Below are 22903 nucleotides of genomic sequence, written 5' to 3'. Positions count from 1 at the left end.
GTGGGTAGCCGGCTCGAACTCACCGTACGCGGAGGACCGTTCGTCCGGTCGAGTGGCCGGACACGCGGAGTGCGTCCACTTCGGCGGGTGAAGGTCGCTAGGCTGTCGCCGTGCCCTTGTATGCCGCGTATGGATCCAACATGGATCCCGCCCAGATGATGCAGCGTGCGCCGCACTCGCCGATGGCGGGAACCGGCTGGCTCGAAGGCTGGCGGCTGACCTTCGGTGGCGAGGACATCGGCTGGGAAGGCGCGCTCGCCACCATCGTCGAGTCCCCCGGCTCACGCGTGTTCGTGGTGCTCTACGACGTGCTCCCCCAGGACGAGGCCCGCCTGGACCGCTGGGAAGGCGGCGAGCTGGGCATGCACAACAAGATCCGGCTGCGGGTGCAGACCCTCGAAGGCTCGGTGCTGGCCTGGCTGTACGTGCTGGACGCCTACGAAGGCGGCCTGCCCTCGGCCCGCTACCTGGGCGCCCTCGCCGATGCCGCCGAAGCCGCCTCCGCCCCCGCCGACTACGTAGAAGCCCTACGAACCCGCCCCTGCACCGGCATAACCCCCTAACCCCACACTCAGGCACCCGAACCCCACGTCCGCGCGCCCGAACCCCACACTGGGGCATCCGAACCTCACGTTCCGGCACCCGAACTCCACATTCAGGTGGCCGACCCCACGTTCCCGCAGCCGAGTCCCGCAATTGGGCAGCCGAGCTCACCACCCCGGTAGCCGAACCCCACGTCCGAGCAGCCGAGTTCCGCACTCCGCCAGCCGAACCCCACGCTCACGCACCCGAACCTCCCGTTCGGGCAGGTCAACCCCACACTTGGGGACCCCAACCCCGCACTCGCGTGCACCCACGCACCCGAGTCAGTCACGCAGCCGAAACCCACGCTCAGGCACCTGAATCCCACACTCAGGCATCCGAACCTCCCGTTCGGGCGGGTGAACCCCACACTCAGGCACCCGAATCCCACGTTCCGGCGGCCGAGCCCCACGTTCCCGCAGCCGAGCCTCACGCTCAGGCACCCGAATCTCACGTTCCGGCAGGCGAGTTCCACGCTCAGGTAGCCGAGTTCGACGTTCCGGCAGGTGAGTTCTGCGCTCGGGCGGCGGTGACCGGCAGTCGGCTGCGTGAGGTCCTGCTCGGACGGCTTCGGCCGACGGGCGAGTGGGCGGGCCGGGCGGTCAGTGGCGTGTGGCCGACACCCGCCGGGTCGGAGTCCGCGAGAGCCGCGGGATGAGTGGCCGGGGTGAACGGATGCGGAAGTGGGAGGGCGGAGTGTGGGGCCGGAGCGGGCGGTGCGGGGCTGCGGTGGGTGGTGGGCGCGGGGTGAATGCGGCGATCGGGCCACGGGGTGCGGCGCGGTGGCAGAGGGTCGAGGGCGGAATTGGCGGGTCACTCGGTCGGGTAGTTGAGTTCTACGGTCGTGCGGTGGGTTAGGCGGCTAAGCCGCCGCGGGTGAGGGCGGCGTGCAGGTCGCTGAGGAAGCGGCCCGGCTCGCGCAGGTCGGCGGCGGTGAGGTGGATGAGCGTCCAGCCGCGCCGTCGGAGGTCTTCGTCGCGGAGGGCATCCTGCTCTTGTCTGTCTTCGTGGGCGGCGTGGCCGTCGTACTCGACGGCGACGCGGGCTTCCGGCCACGCCAGGTCCAGGCGGTAGAGCTCGCGGCCCGCCAGGTTCGCGACCACGAACTGCGGCTGCGGCGGTGGCCAGCCCGCATCGACGATCAGCAGCAGCGTCCAGCTTTCCGGCGGCGACTCCGCCAAGCCGGTGGCCAGGTCCACCAGGAACCGGGCACGCGCGCTGCCCCGGGAGTCCGGGCGGGCCATGATCCTGGTCAGCACGGCGGCCCGGACCGCTTCGCGATCGTCGGCCGGGTACCGGCTCAGCGCTTCGTCCATGCAGGCGAAGCCGACCCGGCCCCGGTCACGGCACAACACCTCGGCGAGCGCGAAGTCCGGCGACATCACGCGCAGGCCCTGGACGGTGTTGACATCGATCTCCGAAAACTGGGTGCTGTGGATAACTAGGCCCGGTTTTCGGCGGAGTCTGCGGGTGTACGGGACCAGGATTTCGACGCGTTTCGACGACGCCGAAGCGAACCCGCCGAGCGCGAGAACCGACTCACTGGTGAGCGCGGCTTGAGGTCCCGCGTACAGCAGCGCGGCGGCGACGCGGGTGCGGAATTCAGCCGCTCGTCGGCGCTCTACCAGCACAGACCGGGAGTACGACTGGAGCGAGCCCTGTGCAACGGCGGTACGCAGCCGACCCGGGCCGATGGCGCTCTGGAGGTCGGTTCGGAGGTGGGCACCGTGGAGGCCCTCGGGTAGCAGAAGCACGTGTCCACGGTGTCATCGGGGGTGGGTGGACACCAGCCAGTTCTACACAGGCTGTGGATAACTCGAGGCCTGTGGACAACTGCGGGCGCGACTGTGGAACTCGGCTCCCTGAGTGTGGGATTCGGCTGCCTGAACGTGGGGTTCGGGCAGCCGAGTGTGAGGCTCGCGTGCGCGAACGTGAGGTTCGGCTGCACGAGTGTGGGGTTCGGGCTCCTGAACGTGGGGTTCGGGCTCCTGAGTGTGGAACTCGGGCTTCTGAGCGTGGGGCAGGGTTAGGCGAGGGCGGCTAGGGCGGTGTGGACCATGACTCGGGCGCCGGCCAGCAGGGCTCGTTCGTCCAGTTCGAAGGTGGGCTGGTGCAGGTCTCGCATGGGGCCTTCGCCCGGCCACACGCCCAGCCGCGCGAACGCGCCCGGCACGTGCTCCAGGTACCACCCGAAGTCCTCACCGCCGGACGACTGCTCCGTGGCCGCGTGCGAGTCCTCACCGAGAGCCGCCTCGACGCCGGCGCGCAGCACATCGGTGGACAGCGGGTCCGACACGACCGGCGGCACGCCACGCCGGTAGTCCAGCTGGAACCCCACCCCGGTCGGCGCCAGCAGCGATTCGACCGAAGCGGCGACCAGCGGCTCCAGCGCGCTCCACACCTCGTGGTCGGCCGTGCGCAGGGTCCCGCGCAGCAGGCCGTCCTGCGGCACCGCGTTCGCCGCCTCGCCCGCGTGCACCGCGCCCCACACCAGCACCGTGCCCGACCGCGGGTCGACCCGCCGCGACAGCACCGAAGGCAGCGAGGTGATCACCGTGCCCAGCGCGTGCACCAGGTCGGCGGTCAGGTGCGGGCGCGAGGTGTGCCCGCCCGGCGAGGTCAGCCGCAGCTCGATCAGGTCGGCCGCCGAGGTCAGCGCGCCGACCCGGGTGCCGACCTTGCCGACCGCCAGCCGCGGGTCGCAGTGCAGGCCGAAGATCCGGCCGACGCCGTTGAGCGCGCCCGCCGCGATCGCGTCCAGCGCACCGCCCGGCATGACCTCCTCCGCGGCCTGGAAGATCAGCCGCACCCGGCCGGGTAGCTCGGGCGCCGAGTTCAGCGCCAGCGCCGCGGCCAGCAGGATCGTGGTGTGCGCGTCGTGCCCGCAGGCGTGCGCCACGCCGTCGACCGTGGACGCGTACGGCAGCCCGGTCGCCTCGGTCAGCGGCAGCGCGTCCATGTCGGCGCGCAGCGCCACGCAGCGCGGCCCCTCGCCGATGTCGCACAGCACGCCGGTGCCGCCGGGCAGCACCCACGGCTTCAGCCCGGCCGTGCTCAGCACCTTCATCACCAGTTCGGTGGTCGCGAACTCACGCCGGGAAAGCTCCGGGTTCGCGTGGATGTGCCGCCGCCAGGCGACCACGTCGGCCGCGTTCTCCTCGAGCCAGGCGTCCAGCCAGAACGGTCCGCGGCCACTTCCGACATCTCCCACGGGTGCCATGCTGACGCCAGCGGGGCTCAGCAGCGCGGCGGGGCCACCCGAAGGGGCCCCTTCATCTCCGGGGCGGTCCCACCGGGAGTCGAGCACTGTCACGCCGCACCGCCGTTCGTAGCGCGGGCCAACTGGGCGCCGTGCACCCGGCCTGCCGTTCGAAATGTGAGCAAAGTCGTACGCATTTGCCTTGATCCTGCCCCATGCGCCTGGCACGGGACTCGAGCCACGAGCACCGCGAGACGGCCGGTAGTGGATCTGCGCTGAGCGGCGTGGCCGAATTCGGCCTGGCTGTAGATCTTGGAACGATGATCAGCCCGACTTGCGGCGCTTGGCGCGCACCCGCCTGCCCCACAGCACGATCCCCAGCAGCACCACCGCGGTTCCGCCGGCGATGAGCTGGTTCTTGGTCTTTTCGTTGTTGGCGCGGTCGCTTTCGGCGGGGTCCAGCACCGGGCCCGGCGGCGGGTCCTGGGTGAGCACCACCGACACCGCGGCGACCGGTTCCGGGGCGGCGAGCGCGGGGGCGGGCAGCAGCACCAGCAGGCCCAGCAGAACGGCCGGCAGCAGTCCGCGCAGCTTCGTGATCAAGACGGCAACCTTTCCGACGGACGGTTGCTCCTCAGTGTGCCGCCCCGGCGACCGCGAGTCACCCGACAGGCCCGGAGAAGGCCTCGAGGATCTGCTCGGCGGCCAGTGTCGCGGTCAGTTCGCCCTCGCGCACCGCCCGCTCGACCTCCGGCACCACCGACCGCACGCCGGGGTGCGCCGACAACCGGCCGAGCAGTTGCTCCCGGACCATCGACCAGGTCCAGTCCACGTTCTGCCTGCGTCGTTTTTCGGCGAGCTCGCCCGAAGCGGACAGCGCGTCCCGGTGCCTGCCGATCTGCTCCCACACCGTGCCGAGGCCGACGCCGTGCAGCGCGCTGCAGGTCAGCACCGGTGGCGTCCAGTCCGCTTCAGGGCCGTAGATCATCCGCAGCGCCCCGGACAGCTCGCGCGCGGCGCGCTTGGCCTCGCGCTCGTGGTCGCCGTCGGCCTTGTTGACCGCGATCACGTCGGCCAGCTCCAGCACGCCCTTCTTGATGCCCTGCAACTGGTCGCCGGTGCGCGCCAGGGTGAGGAACAGGAAGCAGTCGACCATGTTCGCCACGGTCACCTCGGACTGCCCGACGCCGACCGTCTCGACCAGCACGATGTCGTAGCCTGCCGCCTCCATCAGCACGATCGTCTCGCGGGTGGCGCGGGCGACGCCGCCGAGCGTGCCCGAGGTCGGCGACGGGCGGATGAACGCCGACGGGTCGACCGACAGCCGCGCCATCCGGGTCTTGTCGCCGAGGATGCTGCCGCCGGTCCTGGTGGACGACGGGTCGACGGCGAGCACCGCGACCTTGTGCCCGGCCTCGGTCAGCTCGGTGCCCAGCTGGTCGATGAAAGTCGACTTGCCGACGCCGGGTACGCCGGTGATGCCGACCCGTTGCGCGCCACCGGCGTGCGGCAGCAGTTCCACCAGCAGGTCCTGCGCCTGCCCGCGGTGGTCGGCGCGCTGCGACTCGACCAGCGTGATCGCCTTCGACAGCAGGCCGCGGTCACCGGCCAGCACGCCCTTGGCGTACGCGGTGACGTCGATGGTCCGTGGCATGCGGGCCTACGAGTGCTGCGCGTTGAGCTGCTCGAGCAGGTCCAGCGCCGCGTCCGCGATCACCGTGCCGGGCCCGAAGATGGCCGCCGCGCCCGCTTCGCGCAGTTCGTCGTAGTCCTGCGGCGGGATCACCCCGCCGACCACCACGATGATGTCCTCGCGGCCCAGTTCGGCCAGTTCCGACCGCAGCGCGGGCACCAGCGAGAGGTGCCCGGCGGCCAGCGAGGACACGCCGATGATGTGCACGTCGGCTTCCACCGCCTGCCGCGCGACCTCGGCGGGCGTGGAGAACAGCGGGCCCACGTCCACGTCGAAGCCGATGTCGGCGAACGCGGTGGCGATCACCTTCTGGCCGCGGTCGTGCCCGTCCTGGCCCATCTTCGCCACCAGGATGCGTGGCCGCCTGCCCTCCGCCTCGGCGAAGGCCTCGACCTCTTCGCGTGCCTTCTCCACGTTGGGCGCCTTCCCGGACTTGCCGACTTCCTCCCGGTACACCCCGGAAATGGTACGGATCTGCCCGGAGTGCCGCCCCCAGATGCGCTCCAGCGCGTCGGAGATCTCGCCGACGGTCGCCTTCGCCCGTGCCGCGTCGATGGCCAGCGCGAACAGGTTGCCGTCGGACTCGGCACCGGCGGTCAGCCGCCGCAGAGCGTCCTGTGTGGACTCTTCGTCCCGTTCTTCCCGCAACCGCCGCAGCTTTTCCAGTTGCTGCGCGCGAACCCCGGCATTGTCCACTTTGAGCACGTCGATCTGCTCGTCTTCGGCGACCTGGAACTTGTTGACCCCGATCACCGGCTGGCGGCCGGAGTCGATCCGCGCCTGCGTGCGCGCGGCCGCCTCTTCGATGCGCAGCTTCGGGATGCCGGCGTCGATCGCGCGGGCCATGCCGCCCGCCGACTCGACCTCGTCGATGTGCGCCCACGCCTTGCGCGCCAGGTCGTAGGTCAGCCGCTCGACGAACGCGCTGCCGCCCCACGGGTCGATCACCCGCGTGGTGCCGGATTCCTGTTGCAGCATCAGCTGGGTGTTGCGGGCGATGCGGGCGGAGAAGTCCGTTGGCAGCGCGAGAGCCTCATCCAGGGCGTTGGTGTGCAGCGACTGCGTGTGCCCCTGCGTGGCCGCCATCGCCTCGACGCAGGTGCGCGCGACGTTGTTGTAGACGTCCTGCGCGGTCAGCGACCAGCCCGAGGTCTGCGAATGCGTCCGCAGGGACAACGACTTCGGAGACTTGGGGTCGAACTGCTTCACCAGTTTCGCCCACAGCAGCCGAGCCGCCCGCAGTTTGGCGACCTCCATGAAGAAGTTCATCCCGATCGCCCAGAAGAACGACAAGCGCGGCGCGAACTTGTCCACGTCCAGCCCGGCGTCCACGCCCGCGCGAATGTACTCGACCCCGTCGGCGAGGGTGTAGGCCAGCTCCAGGTCGGCGGTCGCCCCGGCTTCCTGCATGTGGTAGCCGGAAATGGAAATCGAGTTGTACCGCGGCATGTGCTGCGAGGTGTAGCCGAAGATGTCGGAGATGATCCGCATCGACGGCTGCGGCGGGTAGATGTAGGTGTTGCGGACCATGAACTCCTTGAGGATGTCGTTCTGGATGGTCCCCGCGAGCTTCTCCGGCGGCACGCCCTGTTCCTCGGCGGCCACCACGTACAGCGCCAAAACCGGCAGCACGGCGCCGTTCATCGTCATGGACACGCTCATCTTGTCCAGCGGGATGCCGTCGAAGAGCTGGCGCATGTCGTAGATCGAGTCGATCGCCACGCCGGCCATCCCGACGTCACCGGACACGCGCGGGTGGTCGGAGTCGTACCCGCGGTGGGTGGCCAGGTCGAAGGCGACCGAGAGGCCCTTCTGCCCGGCGGCCAGATTGCGCCGGTAGAAGGCGTTGGACTCCTCGGCGGTGGAGAAACCCGCGTACTGCCGGACGGTCCACGGCTGGTTGACGTACATCGTCGGGTACGGCCCGCGCAGGTAGGGCGCGATACCGGGGTAGGTGCCCAGGAAGTCCACATCGGACAGATCGTCGGCGGTGTAGACCGGCTTGACGCCGATGCCCTCCGGGGTTTCCCAGGCCAGCGCGTCCGGGCCCTTGCCGGTGCGGTCCTGCAGCGCTTGCGCCCAGTCCGCCTGCGTCGCGGTGGGTTCGCTGTCCTCGAGCGGGACACCGGCGAAGTTCGGGATGGCCATCACTCGACTCCCAGCTCGGCGAGGGTGCCGGTCAGCACCGCGAGCGCGTCGCAACCGGCGTAGAGGTTCTCGTCCACATCGGCGTGGTCGCCGCGACCGGCCAGCAGCACCCGTCCGGCGCCCGCGGCCTTGAGCGCGGCGGCCACCTCGGCGGCCTGTTCCGCGTACTGGCTGTCGGTCCCGCAGAGGCAGACGATCCGAGTGCCGCTCTCGGTGAAGGCCTTCACCACGTCCTCTGTGGACGCGGTGGCGCCCGCGTTGACCGATTCGATGCCACCGGCGGCGAAGAGGTTCGCCGCGAAGCTCGCTCGTGCCGTGTGCGCGGCGATCGGGCCCAGCGTGGCCAGGAAGACCTGGGGACGCTCGGCTTGCGCGTCCGAGAGGTCACGCAGCCGCTCGTACGCCTCGGCGTACCGGATGCGCGGCAGCCCGCCACTTGGCTCCACAGTGGACTTGACGCGGGTGACCGGTTTCTCGGTCAGGTTGGGGAATTCGCTGACCCCGGTGATCGCGTCCTTGCGCCGGGCGATCCGCAGCGAGCGCGCGGCCCACGTGGCGGCGAGGCGCTCGCCAAGGAAACCGGAGTCCAAAGCGGACTCGACGCCGCCCGCCTCCTCGATCGAGGTGAACTCCGCCCAGGCGGCCTTGGCCAGCGCGTCGGTCAGATTCTCCACGTACCATGATCCGCCTGCCGGGTCGATCACCCCGCCCAGGCGCGATTCCTCGTGCAGGATCACGCTGGTGTTGCGGGCGATCCGCCGGGAGAAGGCGTCCGGCTCACCGATCGCCGCGTCGAACGGCAGCACGGTGATCGCGTCGGCACCACCGACCGCGGCACCGAAGCAGGCGACCGTGCCGCGCAGCATGTTCACCCACGGGTCGCGCTGGGTGAACATGGCGGGCGAGGTGACGGCGTGCTGGCGCATGCCGCGCGCGCTGACATCCGCGCCGGAAACCTCGGTGACGCGCGCCCAGAGCTTCCGCGCGGCACGCAGTTTCGCGATGGTCATGAACTGGTCGGACCCGGCGGCGAACCGGAATTCCAGCTGCGCCGCCGCGGCGTCCACGCTCAGCCCGGCCTCGGTGAGCGCACGCAGGTAGGCCACGCCCGCGGCGACCGCCGCGCCCAGTTCCTGCGAGTCCGAGCCACCGGCTTCGTGGTACGGCAGACCGCTGACCACCAGCGAAGACAGCTTGGGGTGCGACCCGCTCAACCGGGCCGCCAGGGCCGCGGCCGGGCGGACATCGTGTGCCTCGCCAGTACGCGCGCGCAGGCCGATCGGGTCGGCTCCGATCCCGCCGACCACCGCGCTGGCCGGGATCTCGCGCTCGCGGAACACCTCGAGCAGCGCCTCCGCGGCGGCCTCGTACTCCGCGCCCGCGTCCAGCACGACCGGCGCTAGCTCGATGTACACGCCGTTGAGCGCGTCGGCCAGCTTCCCGACCGGCACGCCGCCGGACCCGGCACGCAGCCAGAGCGAGGTGACGCCGCCCTCGAGGTCGGCGAGCATGGCCTTGTTCGCGGCGACCGGATCGGTGCCGGAGTGCAGTTGCCGCAGGTCCCAGCCGGTGGCGACGTGGCCTTCCGGCTCCCCGCCGCGGACGAACGGCGGCAGACCGGGGAAGCCGGCGGGCGGGGCGGTGTCCTCGGCGGTGTAGAGCGGCCGGATGTCGAACCCGTCGTAGGTCCGGGTGTTCAGCAGGCTCTCCGGGAGGCCGTCGAAATCCTCCTTCAGCGCGCCGCTCTTGCGCAGCACACCGGCGACGAGTTCCCGCCATTGCCGCTGGTCGGCGGCGGGGAACTCCGCGGCGAGGTCCAGCCTGCCCGGCTCCTCCGGCTCGGCCGGGGTCGGCGCCGACCCGGCTTTCTCAGCCACGTTCTCCGCCCTCCCGTCGCCCACCGCCACCCTCAACCGAGCTTCGCCCTGTGCCATACGCACTGATAGTAAAGCCCGAGAACAACCCCTACCTGTGATGCTCGTCCCGTCCGAACGGGGTGTCCGGCCACCTCCCCGGGTGGGTGATCCGCCAGAATGAGACCCGTGTCCACCCCTGCCGAAGAGTCACGTGTAGTCGCCGGGCGGTACCGGTTGCGATCGGTGCTCGGCTCCGGCTCGATGGGCACCGTGTGGGCGGCTTACGACGAGTTCCTGCACCGCCCGGTCGCGGTCAAGGAGGTCCGGCTCCCGCCCGGGGTCCAGGTCGCGCAGGCCGACGAGCTGCGCGAACGCACCCTGCGCGAAGCCAGGGCGATCGCCGTGCTCTCGCACCCGAACGTGATCATCCTGCACGACGTCGCCAGGGAGAACGGCGAACCGTTCGTGGTGATGGAGCTGCTGCCCTCGCACAGCCTCGCCACGCTGATGCGCGACCACGGCGCGTTCACCACCGAGCAGGCGGCCGCGATCGCCGACGCGGTGGCCGCCGCGCTGGAGGCCGCGCACGCCGCGGGCATCACCCACCGTGACGTCAAACCGGGCAACGTGCTCGTCGCCGAGGACGGCCGCATCAAGCTGACCGACTTCGGCATCGCGCGCAACGTCTCGGAAGCGACCATGACCAGCACCGGGATGATGCTGGGCTCGCCGGCCTACATCGCGCCGGAGGTCGCCTCCGGTGGCGAGGTCAGCCACGCCGCCGACCTGTGGGGCCTCGGCGCGACGCTGTTCGCGGTGCTCGAAGGGCGCCCGCCGTACGACGTGAACGGCGATCCGCTGCAGACGGTCACCGAGGTCGTGCACGGCAAGGTGCCCAAGCCCTCACCCGGTCCGCTGGAGCCGATCATCCGCGGGCTGATGGCGAAGGAACCGAAGAAGCGGCTTTCGCTGGCGGAGGTCCGGCGGCGGCTGCACCCGCTGCTGACCACCCCGCGCGACGCGTTGTTCGCGGCCTCGCTGTTCGAGGGACCGCCCACCCCGCGCGATCCCGACCACCTCGACGGCGGGGACACCCAGGTCATCGCGCCGCAGCCGATCGCACCGGCAGAACCGGCCAAGACCGAAGCCGCACCCGAGTCCGGCTCCGATGAGGACGGTCCTTCGCTGGCGCCCGACCCTGGTCCGCTGCCGTTCGCCGTTTCCGAGCAGGCTCCGAGTCCGGTCGCGGCGTCGGCTCCCGCGACCGCGGTGGTCGAGAAGCCCGCCGGTCGTGGGGCGCTGGCCGGTACCGCGCTGACCATCGCCGTGGTGCTGCTGTTCCTCGCGGCCGCCGCCGGTGGGTTCGTGCTGACCAGGGTGATGGCGGCGCAATCGCTCGCGCCGCCCGATCCGCCGGTCAAGCCGAGCCTGTCCGCGCCCCCGCTGGCCGACCTGGCCACCCGCAACGGCGACGCCACCAACCTCAAGGGCACCACCGGCGGGTTGTTCTCGGTGGACGTGCCGCGCGACTGGTCCACCTTCGTCACCCAGCGCCCCGGCAAGCCGCTGCCGCCGAGCACGCTGGTGCAGTACGTCTCGGTCGACGGCCGCCAGACGCTGAGCGTGGAGCGGTTCGCGGACTTCTTCCCGGCGGGCAAGATCGACGCCTACGTGGCCGGGCTGCAGGCCGGCTGGGCGCCGGACGCGTTCCGGCTCAACGAGTACACCCCGAACCAGGGCCAGTCGGAGGACCTGCTGCTGGCCTACCGCACGCGCGAGGACGCGCCGGGCGCGGGCAGCATGGGGCGGACGACGTTCGCGCACGTGTTCCGCCGGGGCAGCAGCCTGTGGTCGGTGCGGATCACCGTGCCCACCGAGCAGGAGGACTCGGGGCGGCGGGAGCTGTTCGACCGCATCAAGCCCACCTTCGACCCCGGCGACTAGCGCGGCCTCTAGGCTCCCCCGCATGACTCAAGAACAGGCCGCGGCGGCTGCCGCGGCGATCGCCGCGCGTACCGGGGTCGACAACCACGACATCGCGGTCGTGCTGGGGTCGGGCTGGCGCCCGGCCGCGGACGTCATCGGGGAGGCCGACGCGGAGATCCCGCTCGGCGAGCTCCCCGGGTTCGTCGCGCCCAGTGCGGTCGGCCACGGCGGCACCGCCCGCTCGGTCCGGGTCGGCGACAAGCGCGCGCTCGTCCTGCTCGGCCGCACCCACCTCTACGAGGGCAAGGGCGTCGACCCGGTGGTGCACAACGTGCGCACCGCGGCCGCCGCCGGGGCCAAGACCGTCCTGCTCACCAACGCCGCCGGAGGGCTGCGCCAGGGCTTCGAGGTCGGCCAGCCGGTGCTCATCTCCGACCACATCAACCTGCTCGCCCGCTCGCCGATCGTCGGCGCGAACTTCGTCGACCTGACCGACCTGTACGCGGCGCGCCTGCGGGCGATCGCCAAGGAGATCGACCCCAGCCTGGAAGAGGGCGTCTACGCGGGCTTCCCCGGGCCGCACTTCGAGACCCCGGCCGAGATCCGGATGCTGCGCACGATGGGCGCGGACCTGGTCGGCATGTCGACCGTGCTGGAGGCGATCGCCGCCCGCGCGGCCGGGGTCGAGGTGTTCGGCCTGTCACTGGTGACGAACCTGGCCGCGGGCATCACCGGCGCCCCGCTCAACCACCAGGAAGTGCTCGAAGCGGGGCAGGCCGCCGCCGAGCGCATGGGCGCCCTGCTCCGCGAGCTGCTCACGCGGGCTTGACGTACTCCGGCAGGCGCCGCGCGACCTCGATGGGGGACGGCATGGCCGCGATCTCCTCGGCCAGTGCCCGCGCGGCGTCCCGGACGTCCACATCGGACAGCAGCACCCGCGCCTTGTCCGTGAGGCCACCCAGTTCCCCGGCCAGCAGCCGGTCACCGGCGCCGACGCGCAGCACCGCGTCGGCGTTGGTGAACTGATCGGCACCCTGCGGCAGGCACAGCTGCGGCACCCCGGCGGCCAGCGCGCCGAGCGTGGTACCGCTGCCGCCGTGGTGCACCACCAGATCGGTGTAGGGCAGCAGGTCCGCCTGCGGCACCCAGGACTCGACGACCACGTTGTCCGGCAGGTCGCCGACCGCGTCGAGGTCGATGGTGGGACCGGCCGCGACCAGCACGTCGGCGTCCAGCGGCGCCAGCCCGGCGATCGCCTCGCTCAGCAGGCCGGCCGCACCGAAGGCGGTGCCGAGGGTGAGGTAGACCAGCGGCCGCGAGCGGTCGGCGCGGGCGAGCGCGGGCAGCGGGCCCGGCTGGGCGAACGGCACCGGACGCAGTTCGATCCGGTCGGCCGAGGCGAGGAAGCCCTTGTCCTGCAGGGACACCGGGCAGATGTCGACGAACGGCAGGCCGAACGCCTGCGCGTCGGGCAGGTCCAGGCCGAGGCCGCGGGCGAACTCGCGCTGCTCGCGCACGATCGCGCGGGCCGTGCTGTCGTCCGTGCTCACGCGGCCGAACCCGTGCCCGACCACCGGGATCCCGGCGAGCACGGCGGCGAACGCGGCCCCCGCGGCACCGACCTCCTGCACCACCAGATCGGGTTTCCGCTCGGCCAGCACCGGGCCGAGGTCGTCGATGTACCGGCGGGGCAGCACCGTGCCGAAGGCGCGGCTGACCATCGCCTCCAGTTCCTCGGGCGTGGCGTTCGCCCGGGTCTCGCGCGGGTCGTGGTCCGGTCTGCCGCTGGCTTCGGCCATCACCGCGAACATGTCCATGCCCGCGGTCAGTGGCTCGATCCCCAGCGCGGTGAGCGTCGGGTGGAACTGCTCCCCCGTGGCGAACGCGACTTCGTGCCCGGCTTCCACCGCGGCCTTCGCCAGCGGGATCAACGGGTAGAAATGCCCGAATGTGGCCAAACTCGAGAAGATAATTCGCATTGGTTCGAGCGTAGCCATTCTGTCCGGCGGCTGCCACGGCCGTAGGGTGAACACCGTGAAGCTGACTCCCGAACTGCGCGACCGCGCCTTCCGCTGGATCGCCGACGACGTCGACGCGGACACCCGCGCGGAACTGCAGCAGGTGCTGGCACGGGCGATGGGCGGCGAGGCCGACGCACTCGCCGACCTCGAGGACCGGATGGCGGGCCCGCTCGAATTCGGCACCGCCGGCATGCGCGGTCCGGTGCGCGCCGGGCCCAACGGGATGAACACCGCCGTCGTGGTCCGGACCACCGCGGGCGTGGCGCGCTGGCTGGTCGAGGACGGCCGGGACGGCGGCACCGTGGTGATCGGGCGGGACGCCCGGCACGGGTCCGGCAAGTTCGCGACCGCCGCCGCCGAGGTGCTGACCGCGGCCGGGTTCGACGTGCGGATGCTGCCGGGACCGTTGCCGACGCCGGTGCTCGCGTTCGCGGTCAAGCGGTTCGCCGCGGTGGCGGGAATCCAGATCACCGCTTCGCACAATCCCCCGGCGGACAACGGGTACAAGCTCTACGACAGCACCGCCGTGCAGATCGTGCCGCCCTCCGACGCGCGGATCGAAGCGGCGATCGCGGCGGCACCCGGCGCGGTTTCCGTGCCGCGCGAGCAGGGTTACCGGACCTTTGGCGACGAGGTGCTGAACGAGTACCTCGGCAAGGTCGCCGCGCTGCCCCGTGGACCGGAGCGGGAGTTGCGCGTGGCCGCCACCGCGCTGCACGGCGTCGGTGCCGGGCCACTCGAAGCCGCCCTCAGCCGCGCCGGGTTCACCGACGTGCACTTCGTCGCCGAGCAGGCGGAACCCGATCCGGACTTCCCGACCGTTTCCTTCCCGAACCCGGAGGAACCGGGCGCGACAGACCTGCTGCTCGAACTGGCCGAGGCGAAGGACGCCGATCTGGCCATCGCGCTGGACCCCGACGCCGACCGGTGCGCGCTGGGCGTGCGTGACCGGGACGGCTCGTGGCGGATGCTGCGTGGTGACGAAACCGGCGTGCTGCTGGGCTCGCACGTGCTGGAAACCGGGTCCGCACCGGACCCGCTGGTCGCCACCACGATCGTGTCGTCGTCGATGCTGGCCGAAATCGCGAAGGCGCACGGCGCCCGGTACCGCGAGACGTTCACCGGCTTCAAGTGGCTCGCGCGGGCCGGGGACGGGCTGGTCTTCGCCTACGAGGAAGCACTCGGCCTGTGCGTGAACCCGGATTTCGTGCGCGACAAGGACGGCATCGCCGCCGCCACGCTCGCCTGCGGGCTGACCGCTTCGCTGAAGGCCGCCGGAAAGTCCCTTGTGGACTCACTGGACGAGCTGGCGGTGCGGCACGGCGTGTACCTGACCGACCAGATCTCGGTGCGGGTGACCGACCTGAGCCGGATCGGTGCGGTGATGGCCGAACTGCGGGCCGCCCCGCCGTCGTCGCTGGCGGGACTCGAAGTGTCCACTGAGGACCTGCTGCCGGAGGCCGATGTACTGCGGCTGCGCGGGGAAGGCCTGCGGGTGATCGTCCGGCCGTCGGGCACCGAGCCGAAGCTGAAGGCGTACCTGGAGATCGCCGAACCGGTGGCGGACGCCGACGCGCTGGCGGACGCCCGGCGCAGGGCGGCCGACCGGCTGGCCGCCCTGCGCTCGGACCTCAGCCCGCTACTGGGTGCCTGACCTCGGGTTCCCGGCGGAGCAGGGCGCGTTCCACCAGCGTCCACGTGGTCGTGGTGAGCAGGTAGAGCCCGGCGGCCAGCGGCACGAACGCGGCCACCAGCAGCGTGCCGAACGGCAGCAGCCGCAGCAGTGCGCCGCCGGGCGCCGGGTTGTCCGCCATCAGCCGCGCCTGCCAGCGTGAGGAGCACCAGGCGACCACGGCCAGCAGCGCGAACAGGCCGAAGAACACCGGCCCGGCAGCGCCGGTGAAGTGCGCGCCGAGGGGCGTGCCGAACAGGGTGTCGTCGAGCAGCGGGTTCGGCTGCCCGTTCACCGTGGGGAAGGCGAAGAGCCGGTACATCACCATGAAGAACGGGATCTGCGCGAGTGACGGCAGGCACCCGGCGAAGAAGGACGTGCCGGACTCGCGTTGCAGATCGGCCACGGCCGCACGCAGTTTCTCGGGGTTGTTCTTGTGCCTGTCCTGCAAGTGTTTGAGCTCGGGCATGAGCTTCGCGCGGGCTTTCTCCCCGCGCACGGCCGCCATGCTCAACGGCAGGAGCAGCAGGCGTATGACGGCGGTGAACAGCACGATGGTCAGCGCGACGCTGATCGGCGCGGTGACGGGGTCGATGAATCCGGCGAAGCGGTCAACCAGGAGGAGCGCGCCGGAAACCGGCACGTCGAGGAATTCGAACATGTTTTGCGCAGCACTCTTTCCGGGGTTTGTTCAAGCGGAAGAACGGACCGGGAGTGGCCGCTGCGATGAGGTGTCAGGCGGCCAGTACGGCCGCTGAGGGTGCGCGTGGTTGTCGCCTGCCGGGCGCTCGGGGATCGCGCAGGCGCAGGAAGGCGGCCTGGCGGGCGCATTCGGTCAGCGCGCTGGCGCGACCGCGGGCGGGGACCGCCCAGAGGTCGAGGTCGGAGCCGTGCACCTGGTGGACGGCGATGACCAGCACGAGACCGAGGGCGAGCGCGAGCAGCGCGGCGGGACTGCCGAGCAGATCGGCGGTGGTGACCGCCAAGGACGGGAAGAGCAACGCGGAGATCGCGAGCACGGCTCCCCCTTTCGCGTCACCACCAGATTAGCCGAGGATGGCGGGGTGGCCACCTTGCTGATCGTGCATCACACCCCGTCGCCGGGCCTGCAGGCGATGTTCGAGGCCGTGGTTTCCGGCGCCACCGACCCGGAGATCGACGGCGTCGACGTCTTCCGGCGGGCCGCGCTGTCCACCACCGCCGCCGACGTACTCGCCGCCGACGGCTACCTGCTGGGCACGCCCGCGAACCTCGGTTACATGAGCGGCGCGCTCAAACACTTCTTCGACACCGTCTACTACCCGTGTCTGGACACGACCAAGGGTCGCCCGTTCGGGTACTACGTGCACGGCGGGAACGACGTCTCGGGCACCGTGCGCGGCATCGAATCCATCACCACCGGCCTGGGCTGGACCCCGGCGGCCGCCGCGGTCACCGTCACCGGCGAACCGAGCAAGGACAACCTGGCCGCGTGCTGGGAACTCGGCGCCACCCTAGCCGCCACCCTGATGACCGACTGACCCCGCCAGCCAATGCTATGAGTGGGGCATTACTTGCGTTCAATGCAAGTAATGCCCCACTCATAGCATTGGTCCGGCCGTACTGACCCGAGCCACCCCACCGGGGACACAAATGTGGCTTTGGGGGCGGATTCGGCCCCCAAAGCCACATTCGTGTCCGGTCGGGCGCGGCGAACGTGGGGTTCGGATGCCTGAGTGCGGGGTTCGGGTGCGTGAGTGCGGGACTCGCGCAGGCAAGGTGGGACCCGGGCACGCGAGTTGCGCGGAGCGCGAACATGGAACTCGGGCGCCTGAACGTGGGGTTCGGTGCCTCAACGTGGGGTTCGGGCTCCCGAGTGTGGAACTCGGGTGCCTGAGTGTGGGGTTCGGCTACACGAGTGCGGAACTCGCAGGCGAATGTGGGACTCGGGCAAGCGAGTTGCGGAGCGTGCGGGCGCGAGCGGGCGATTCGGGCTCTCGAGTGTGGAACTCGGGCGCCTGAACGTGGAGTTCGGGCGCCCGAACGTGAGGTTGGGCTGCCTGAACGTGGAATTCGGCTGCACGAGTGTGGGACTCGAGCGTCTGAACGTGAGGTTCGGGGGTCTGAGTGTGCAACTCGGGGGCGTGAGGGTGGGGGGCGGAGTTAGGTGGGGAGGGGCTGCGGGGTTAGTGCGGCCAGGGCGGGCGGGCAGGGGCCCGGGTGTATCAGGCCGAGGTGTCGGGTGGGGCGGGTCATGGCTACGTAGAGGTCGTTGTGCCCCAGCGGGCCGGCGCGCAGGATGGCGGCCGGGTCGGCGATCAGCACCGAGTCGAACTCCAGTCCCTTCGCTTCGCCGGGCGTGAGCAGGACGATCGGGGCCGTGAGGTCCGGCGGGACGGTGGCGGGCAGCACCGCCGCGAGGCGGTCCCGGTGCTCGGGTGGGGCGATGATGGCGAGGCTGCCGTCGTCGTGGCTCGCGGCCAGGTCGGCGACGACGCGAGCCAACTCGGCGTGGGTGGTGCGCATGCGCCACGGCGGCTCCCCCGTCGAGCGCACCGACCGCGGCGGCCGCAAGTCCGGGTGGTGCGCGGCGAACAGGTCACCGGTGGCGGCCATGATTTCGGCCGGAGTGCGGTAGTTGACGGTGAGCTGGGCCAGCCGCCAGCACTCGCCCACGTGCGGCCGCAGCACCTCCGCCCAGCCGGTCGCGCCCGCCGCGCTCCCGGTCTGCGCCAGGTCCCCGACCACGGTCATCGACCGGGTGGGGCACCGGCGCACCACCATCCGCCAGTCCATTGCGGACAGTTCCTGCGCCTCGTCGACGACCACGTGCCCGAAGGTCGTGACGCCGTGCTCGCCGAGCACCGCGGCGGCCTCGTCCAGCAGCGGCAGGTCCGCGGTGCTCCGGACCGGCGTGCCGAGCAGGTCGGTGATCGCCTGCTCGGCGGTCAACGGCGGCCACAATCCGTCGAGCACGCGCCGGACGCCGGTGTCGGCCAGCAACGCGGCCCGCAGCCCGGCCCGGTCGGTGTCGTCCAGCACCTGCCGCGGTCCCTCGAAGTCGAAGTCGACCACCACCCCCGCGGCCGCCAGCGCACGCAGGTCGGCCGCGCTCAACCGGCCGTCGGCGCTGCCTCCGTCGATGGCCTCGCCCGACTCCGTCAGCACGACGCTTTCCATGCGGTCGGCCAAGTCGGACGCGAGCCGGTCCACGATCTCCTGGTCGAACACGAGCTTCGCCTGGTTGTACGGCAGCCCTCGCTCCCTGGCGGACTCCACGGCACGACGACAGGCGCGCGGTTCCAGCCGAAGCACCTGCTGCTCGAACCCGACTTCGACGGCTTCATCGGGCACGCGCACCTTCGCGTGCACCGCGGCCGCCACCCGGTCCGCCATGTCCGCCCGCCCCTTGACCTCGGCGGATTCGACCCATTCGGCCGGACTACCCGGCCACAGCTCGGACAGGGTCGCCGTGACCACGGTGTGCTCGCCGAGCCCGGGCAGGACCTGGCCGATGTAGTCCAGGAACACTCGGCTGGGCCCGAGCACCAGCACGCCACGGGTGCGCAGCTGCGGCCGGGTGTAGAGCAGGTAGGCCAGCCGGTGCAGGGCGACCGCCGTCTTCCCGGTGCCGGGACCGCCCTGCACCACCAGCACCCCGTGGTGTTCGTCGCGCACGATCCGGTCCTGCTCGGCCTGCAGCGTCGTGACGATTTCGTGCATCCGGCCGGTGCGGTCCGCGGTCAGCGCCGCCAGCAACGCGCCCTCGCCGACCAGGTCGTCGCCTCCGGTCTCCGCGTCGAGCAGTTCGTCGTCGAGCGCGACCACGGTCCGCCCGCGGGTGGTGATCCGGCGTCGCCGCCGCACGCCGTGGGGGTCGACCGCGGTCGCCGTGTAGAACGGCCGGGCCGCCGGGGCGCGCCAGTCGAGCAACAGCGGCTCGTCGTCCTCGAACAACCCCAACCGTCCGATGTAGACACGACTGCCGTCGCGCAGGTCCAGGCGCCCGAAGCACAACCCGTCCTCCACCGACGCCAGGCGCGCCAGTTCCCCACGCCAGAAATCGGTGGCCTCCCGTGCCGCGGCCTGCTCGCGCAACGCGTCCACACGCTCGTGGAGATCCGTCAGGTATGCCTGCTCGAACGCGATTTCCCCGCTGGTCATGCCGACGAGGATGCGCGCGGATTTCGCGGAGGAACAGTCTTGTTCTTTCCGGCCGCGTCAGCCGTCGTGCCAGGCGGGCTCCGGTTTCGCGGCGAACTCCGCCGTCCGGCCGCTCAGCACCCAGGCCGCCACGAACACCAGCACCACCTGCAACACCCCGGACAACACGAAGGTCGCGCTCGCGCTGCCCAGCACGGACGCGGCCAGCCCGCCGAGCAGCGCGCCCAGCGGCACCGCGCCCCACACCACGGTCCGCCAGGCGCCCATGACGCGCCCCAGGTACTCGCTCGGCACGAGCACGTGGCGCAGCGTGCCGAGCACCACGTTGACCACCACCACCGCCGCGCCGAACAGGCCGTACAGCACCCCGGCCACCACCGGGTAAGCCAGCAACCCCAATCCGGTGAACAACACGGCCACCACGAACAACCCGCCCAGCAGGACCCACCGGCGGCCGAACCGCGAGATCAGCCGGGGCGCCACCGCGGCCCCCAGCAGCCCGCCGACCCCGGCACCCGAGGCGAACACCCCGAACACCACCTCGCTCAGCCGCAGGTCCTCCAGTCCATAGAGGACCAGCTGAGCCATCGGCATCTCGATCAGCAACGCGGTTGCCCCGGCGATGAGCACCAGCCGCGACAGGAACGGGTTGCCCCGCAGCCAGCGCAACCCGCCCGCGATCCGGACGCGCACCGAGCCGGGCTCGGCCGCGGCGGGCCGGTAGCTGCCGGATATCCCCAGCAGCAACGCGGCGGCGAGGGCGAACCCCGCCGAGTTCAGCAGGAACGGGAACGCGGCGAAGAAGGCGAACGCGACCCCGCCCAGCGGCCCGCCGAGGAAGTTCTGCCCGACCACCTCGACCGCCTGCAGCTTGCTGTTCGCGCTCTCCAGTTCGTCCTCCCCAGCGACCGCCGGGATCAGCACGTTCGCCGCGCTGTCCGCGACCGTCTCCACCACGCCGAGAAGCAACCCGAACGCGTAGACCACCCAGATGGACACCGCCCCGGCCAGCACCAGCCCGGCGAGCGTGCCGACCAGCAGCGCGCGGGTGGCGTTCGCGACGACGATCGCGCGCCGCCGGTCCACCCGGTCGAGCAGCGCGCCGACCGGCAGCGCGAACAGCAGCCACGGCAGGAACTGCGTGGCCGACAACCCCGCGATCAGCAGCGGATCCCTGGTCAGCGTGGCGGCCAGCAGCGGGAACGCCACCTTGCCCACCCCGTCGCCCAGGTTCGACGCCGAACTCGCGGAGAGCAGCCAGGTGAGCCTCCGGTCCCTACCTGCCATGGCCACCCCCTCCGCCCCCGGAGCGAGTTCGATGGTAGATCGCATAGCCACGCTGGGCAATCACTTAGTCACGCAGAGCACCATCGACTGGGCGGTTCGGCGCAGGCCGGGTGCGGACCGGAAAGCGGCAATCAATGCTCCGCCGCGCGCCCGGCAGCCCTACGATGCACGCATGCTCATGCGCCGAATCCTCCTCGGAGCGCTCGCGCTCGCCGTCACGGCCACCACCGGCTGTTCGTCCGACGAGCCGGACACCAGTTCCTTCCCGCCAGCGGAACAACTTGTCCAAGAGGCCACCGCCGCCACCTCGGCGATCCGGAGCACGCACTTCTCGCTCCAGGTGAACGGCTCGATCACCGGGCTGAGCGTGCAGAGCCTCGACGGCGACCTGACCAAGGAGGGCGGCCCCACCGGGGCGGCCAAGGGCACCGGCAAGATCGAGATCGGCGGGCAGCTGGTCGAGGCCGAGTTCGTCGTGGTCGAGGACTCCTTCTACCTCAAGGGCCCGACCGGCTCGTTCCAGAAGATCCCGGCGGTCGTCGGCGCCTCGGTCTACGACCCGTCGGCCATCCTGGACCCGCAGCGCGGCATCGCGAAGCTGGTCTCCAGCCTGCAGAACCCGAAGACCGAGGCCGAAGAGGACGTCGACGGCACGGCCACCTGGAAGGTCACCGGCCAGGTCGGCAAGGACGTGCTGGTCGCGCTGCTGCCGGGTGTGCAGGCCGACGCCGAGGTCAGCTTCTGGCTGGCCAAGGACACCAAGCTGCCGGTCAAGGCCACCGCGCGGTTCCCGGACAACGCCTCGGTCGACGTGAAGCTGTCCGATGTGGACAAGCCGGTCACGGTGACCCCGCCGGCGTGAGCACCCCCACCCGCCGCGGCCGGGCGAGCGCGATCGGCGCCGGCGGCCTCGCGGTCCTGCTCGGCGCGCTCGACACCTACGTGGTGATCGGCCTGCTCCGCCAGATCATCGACGACCTGCAGATCCCGGTGAACCGGCTCGAGCAGGTCACCCCGGTGGTCACCGGCTACCTGCTCGGGTACGTGGCCGCGATGCCGCTGCTCGGCCAGGCCTCCGACCGGTTCGGCCGCAAACCGCTGCTGCAGCTGTGCCTCGCCGGGTTCCTGGCCGGGTCGGCGATCACCGCGCTGGCGGACGGCATCGAGGTGCTCGTCGCCGGGCGCGTGGTGCAGGGCGTGGCCAGTGGCGCGCTGCTGCCGGTGACCATGGCGCTGGCCGCCGACCTGTGGGCGGAACGCCGCCGCGCCACCGTGCTCGGCGTGGTCGGCGGCGCGCAGGAACTGGGCAGCGTGCTCGGCCCGGTGTACGGCATCGCGTTGTCCGCGCTGACCGACTGGCGTGGCGTGTTCTGGGTGAACGTGCCGCTGGCCGTGCTGGCGATGGTCGCCGTGTGGTTCTCGCTGCCCGCGAGCGGCCGGCGGGAGGGCCCGCGGCCGAAAGCGGACGTGGTCGGCGCGAGCCTGCTGGCGGTGACGCTCGCGCTGCTGGTGGTCGGGCTGTACAACCCGAACCCGCGTGAGCAGGTGCTGCCGAGCTGGGGCTGGCCGGTGCTGGTGGCGGCGGCCGTGGTGCTCGTGGCGTTCCTCGTCTGGGAGAAGCGGGCGAAGGTCCGGCTCATCGACACGACCGGGCTGCGGCTCGGGCCGTTCTTCGCCACGCTCGGCGCTTCCGTCGCGGCGGGGGCCGCGCTGATGGTGACGCTGGTCGACGTGGACCTGTTCTCGCAGACCCTGCTCGGGCGGGACGACCAGGGCAGCGTGCTGCTGCTCCTGCGGTTCCTCATCGCGCTGCCGGTCGGCGCCGTCGTCGGCGGGCTCGTGTCCGCGCGGCTCGGGGAACGCTGGGTCGCCTTCACCGGGCTGCTGATCGCCGCGGCCGGGTTCCTGCTGATCTCGGCCTGGCCGCTGGACGTGCTGGCCGCGCGCGGCGTCCTCGGCCTGCCCCGGCTCGACGTGGATCTGGTGCTCACCGGGTTCGGGCTCGGGCTGGTCATCGCGCCGCTGTCCTCGGCGGTGCTGCGGGTGGCCCCGCCGGAGCAGCACGGCGTCGCGTCGGCGGGCGTGGTCGTGGCGCGGATGACCGGGATGCTGGTGGGCGTCGCCGCGCTGTCCGCGTGGGGGCTGCACCGGTTCCACGAGCTGACCGCGGACCTCAACGCGCCGATCAGCCTGCTGTACGCGTCGCCGCAGGAGTACGAGGTGGCGCTGGCCCGGTACACCACCGCGCTGAAGCAGGCGCTGCTGGACCAGTACGGCGAGATCTTCTTCATCACCGCGTTCATCTGCGCGGGCGGGGCGCTGCTCGCCCTGCTGATCGGGCCGAAAGCTAGAGTTGGGGCCGCCCCGTAGGCCTAG

Annotated in this window: 18 protein-coding genes; 7 read left to right on the top strand and 11 right to left on the bottom strand. The window is 71.5% G+C overall.

The annotated features are described in order from the left end of the window. Nucleotides 1-110 precede the first annotated feature (110 nt). Nucleotides 111-563, top strand: a complete 453-nt coding sequence (locus JOM49_RS10985) for a gamma-glutamylcyclotransferase family protein (RefSeq protein WP_209664195.1) — start codon at nucleotides 111-113, stop codon at nucleotides 561-563. Nucleotides 564-1436: 873 nt separating this feature from the next. On the opposite strand, the gene JOM49_RS10980 is transcribed toward JOM49_RS10985, so the two are convergent. The 6 genes from JOM49_RS10980 to JOM49_RS10955 form a co-directional block, all read right to left on the bottom strand. After that, entirely contained in the window at nucleotides 1437-2213 is a 777-nt protein-coding gene (locus JOM49_RS10980; protein ID WP_308158707.1) for an endonuclease domain-containing protein, read from the bottom strand. 395 nt (nucleotides 2214-2608) lie between these two features. Further along, a complete protein-coding gene (locus JOM49_RS10975; protein ID WP_209664194.1) occupies nucleotides 2609-3895 on the bottom strand; it encodes an amidohydrolase in 1287 nt (428 codons plus the stop codon). 210 nt (nucleotides 3896-4105) lie between these two features. Next, a complete protein-coding gene (locus tag JOM49_RS10970; RefSeq protein WP_245369293.1) occupies nucleotides 4106-4384 on the bottom strand; it encodes a hypothetical protein in 279 nt (92 codons plus the stop codon). Between the two features lie 58 nt (nucleotides 4385-4442). After that, the gene (meaB, locus tag JOM49_RS10965; protein WP_209664193.1) at nucleotides 4443-5435 is read right to left on the bottom strand and encodes a methylmalonyl Co-A mutase-associated GTPase MeaB; all 993 of its coding nucleotides are present in this window, start codon (nucleotides 5433-5435) and stop codon (nucleotides 4443-4445) included. A gap of 6 nt (nucleotides 5436-5441) precedes the next feature. After that, nucleotides 5442-7622 (bottom strand): methylmalonyl-CoA mutase, encoded by a 2181-nt coding sequence (gene scpA, locus JOM49_RS10960; protein ID WP_209664192.1) that lies wholly within the window; start codon nucleotides 7620-7622, stop codon nucleotides 5442-5444. Continuing rightward, nucleotides 7622-9499 (bottom strand): methylmalonyl-CoA mutase family protein, encoded by a 1878-nt coding sequence (locus JOM49_RS10955; protein ID WP_372443994.1) that lies wholly within the window; start codon nucleotides 9497-9499, stop codon nucleotides 7622-7624. Before JOM49_RS10955 ends, scpA begins: the two co-directional genes overlap by 1 nt. 156 nt (nucleotides 9500-9655) lie before the next feature. Between JOM49_RS10955 and JOM49_RS10950 the strand changes: the two genes are divergently transcribed. Then, a complete protein-coding gene (locus tag JOM49_RS10950) occupies nucleotides 9656-11422 on the top strand; it encodes a serine/threonine-protein kinase (RefSeq protein ID WP_209664190.1) in 1767 nt (588 codons plus the stop codon). A 22-nt stretch (nucleotides 11423-11444) separates the two neighbouring features. Then, nucleotides 11445-12233: a purine-nucleoside phosphorylase gene (locus tag JOM49_RS10945; protein WP_209664189.1), complete on the top strand. Its 789-nt coding sequence runs from the start codon at nucleotides 11445-11447 to the stop codon at nucleotides 12231-12233. Here the strand turns inward: JOM49_RS10945 and JOM49_RS10940 are convergent. Further along, the gene (locus JOM49_RS10940) at nucleotides 12220-13362 is read right to left on the bottom strand and encodes a glycosyltransferase (protein ID WP_372443993.1); all 1143 of its coding nucleotides are present in this window, start codon (nucleotides 13360-13362) and stop codon (nucleotides 12220-12222) included. The two genes, JOM49_RS10945 and JOM49_RS10940, sit on opposite strands and share 14 nt — an antisense overlap. A 67-nt stretch (nucleotides 13363-13429) precedes the next feature. On the opposite strand from JOM49_RS10940, the gene JOM49_RS10935 reads away from it, so the two are divergent. After that, nucleotides 13430-15079, top strand: a complete 1650-nt coding sequence (locus JOM49_RS10935; RefSeq protein WP_372443992.1) for a phospho-sugar mutase — start codon at nucleotides 13430-13432, stop codon at nucleotides 15077-15079. On the opposite strand, the gene JOM49_RS10930 is transcribed toward JOM49_RS10935, so the two are convergent. Both JOM49_RS10930 and JOM49_RS10925 read right to left on the bottom strand, forming a co-directional pair. Further along, nucleotides 15057-15758 (bottom strand): YidC/Oxa1 family membrane protein insertase, encoded by a 702-nt coding sequence (locus JOM49_RS10930; RefSeq protein ID WP_209664187.1) that lies wholly within the window; start codon nucleotides 15756-15758, stop codon nucleotides 15057-15059. The two genes, JOM49_RS10935 and JOM49_RS10930, sit on opposite strands and share 23 nt — an antisense overlap. A gap of 73 nt (nucleotides 15759-15831) precedes the next feature. Continuing rightward, the gene (locus JOM49_RS10925; RefSeq protein WP_209664186.1) at nucleotides 15832-16116 is read right to left on the bottom strand and encodes a DUF6412 domain-containing protein; all 285 of its coding nucleotides are present in this window, start codon (nucleotides 16114-16116) and stop codon (nucleotides 15832-15834) included. A 45-nt stretch (nucleotides 16117-16161) separates the two neighbouring features. On the opposite strand from JOM49_RS10925, the gene JOM49_RS10920 reads away from it, so the two are divergent. Further along, complete coding sequence (locus JOM49_RS10920; RefSeq protein WP_209664185.1) at nucleotides 16162-16617, top strand: flavodoxin family protein; 456 nt, start codon at nucleotides 16162-16164, stop codon at nucleotides 16615-16617. A gap of 622 nt (nucleotides 16618-17239) precedes the next feature. Here JOM49_RS10920 and JOM49_RS10915 read toward each other — a convergent pair. Next, on the bottom strand, nucleotides 17240-19240 hold the full coding sequence (locus JOM49_RS10915; protein ID WP_209664184.1) for a HelD family protein: 2001 nt from the start codon (nucleotides 19238-19240) through the stop codon (nucleotides 17240-17242). A 57-nt stretch (nucleotides 19241-19297) separates the two neighbouring features. Then, nucleotides 19298-20527, bottom strand: a complete 1230-nt coding sequence (locus tag JOM49_RS10910; protein WP_209664183.1) for an MFS transporter — start codon at nucleotides 20525-20527, stop codon at nucleotides 19298-19300. 172 nt (nucleotides 20528-20699) lie between these two features. On the opposite strand from JOM49_RS10910, the gene JOM49_RS10905 reads away from it, so the two are divergent. Together JOM49_RS10905 and JOM49_RS10900 are read left to right on the top strand one after the other, a co-directional pair. Next, nucleotides 20700-21389 carry an LppX_LprAFG lipoprotein gene (locus tag JOM49_RS10905; protein ID WP_209664182.1) on the top strand — a complete coding sequence of 230 codons (690 nt, stop codon included), beginning with the start codon at nucleotides 20700-20702 and terminating at the stop codon, nucleotides 21387-21389. Next, on the top strand, nucleotides 21386-22897 hold the full coding sequence (locus JOM49_RS10900) for an MFS transporter (protein WP_209664181.1): 1512 nt from the start codon (nucleotides 21386-21388) through the stop codon (nucleotides 22895-22897). Before JOM49_RS10905 ends, JOM49_RS10900 begins: the two co-directional genes overlap by 4 nt. Nucleotides 22898-22903 lie beyond the last annotated feature (6 nt).

The organism is Amycolatopsis magusensis (assembly GCF_017875555.1).
Lineage (GTDB): Bacteria > Actinomycetota > Actinomycetes > Mycobacteriales > Pseudonocardiaceae > Amycolatopsis > Amycolatopsis magusensis.
The sequence above is the reverse complement of the archived record's forward strand: the minus strand, read 5'-3'. Positions and strand labels throughout refer to the sequence as shown.

Excerpts from the sequence above, each read along its gene's own strand:
- meaB (WP_209664193.1), bottom strand. The coding sequence starts at position 5,435 with ATGCCACGGACCATCGACGTCACCGCGTACGCCAAGGGCGTGCTGGCC.
- scpA (WP_209664192.1), bottom strand. The coding sequence starts at position 7,622 with ATGGCCATCCCGAACTTCGCCGGTGTCCCGCTCGAGGACAGCGAACCC.
- JOM49_RS10950 (WP_209664190.1), top strand. The coding sequence starts at position 9,656 with ATGAGACCCGTGTCCACCCCTGCCGAAGAGTCACGTGTAGTCGCCGGG.
- JOM49_RS10945 (WP_209664189.1), top strand. The coding sequence starts at position 11,445 with ATGACTCAAGAACAGGCCGCGGCGGCTGCCGCGGCGATCGCCGCGCGT.
- JOM49_RS10930 (WP_209664187.1), bottom strand. The coding sequence starts at position 15,758 with ATGTTCGAATTCCTCGACGTGCCGGTTTCCGGCGCGCTCCTCCTGGTT.
- JOM49_RS10915 (WP_209664184.1), bottom strand. The coding sequence starts at position 19,240 with ATGACCAGCGGGGAAATCGCGTTCGAGCAGGCATACCTGACGGATCTC.
- JOM49_RS10910 (WP_209664183.1), bottom strand. The coding sequence starts at position 20,527 with ATGGCAGGTAGGGACCGGAGGCTCACCTGGCTGCTCTCCGCGAGTTCG.
- JOM49_RS10905 (WP_209664182.1), top strand. The coding sequence starts at position 20,700 with ATGCTCATGCGCCGAATCCTCCTCGGAGCGCTCGCGCTCGCCGTCACG.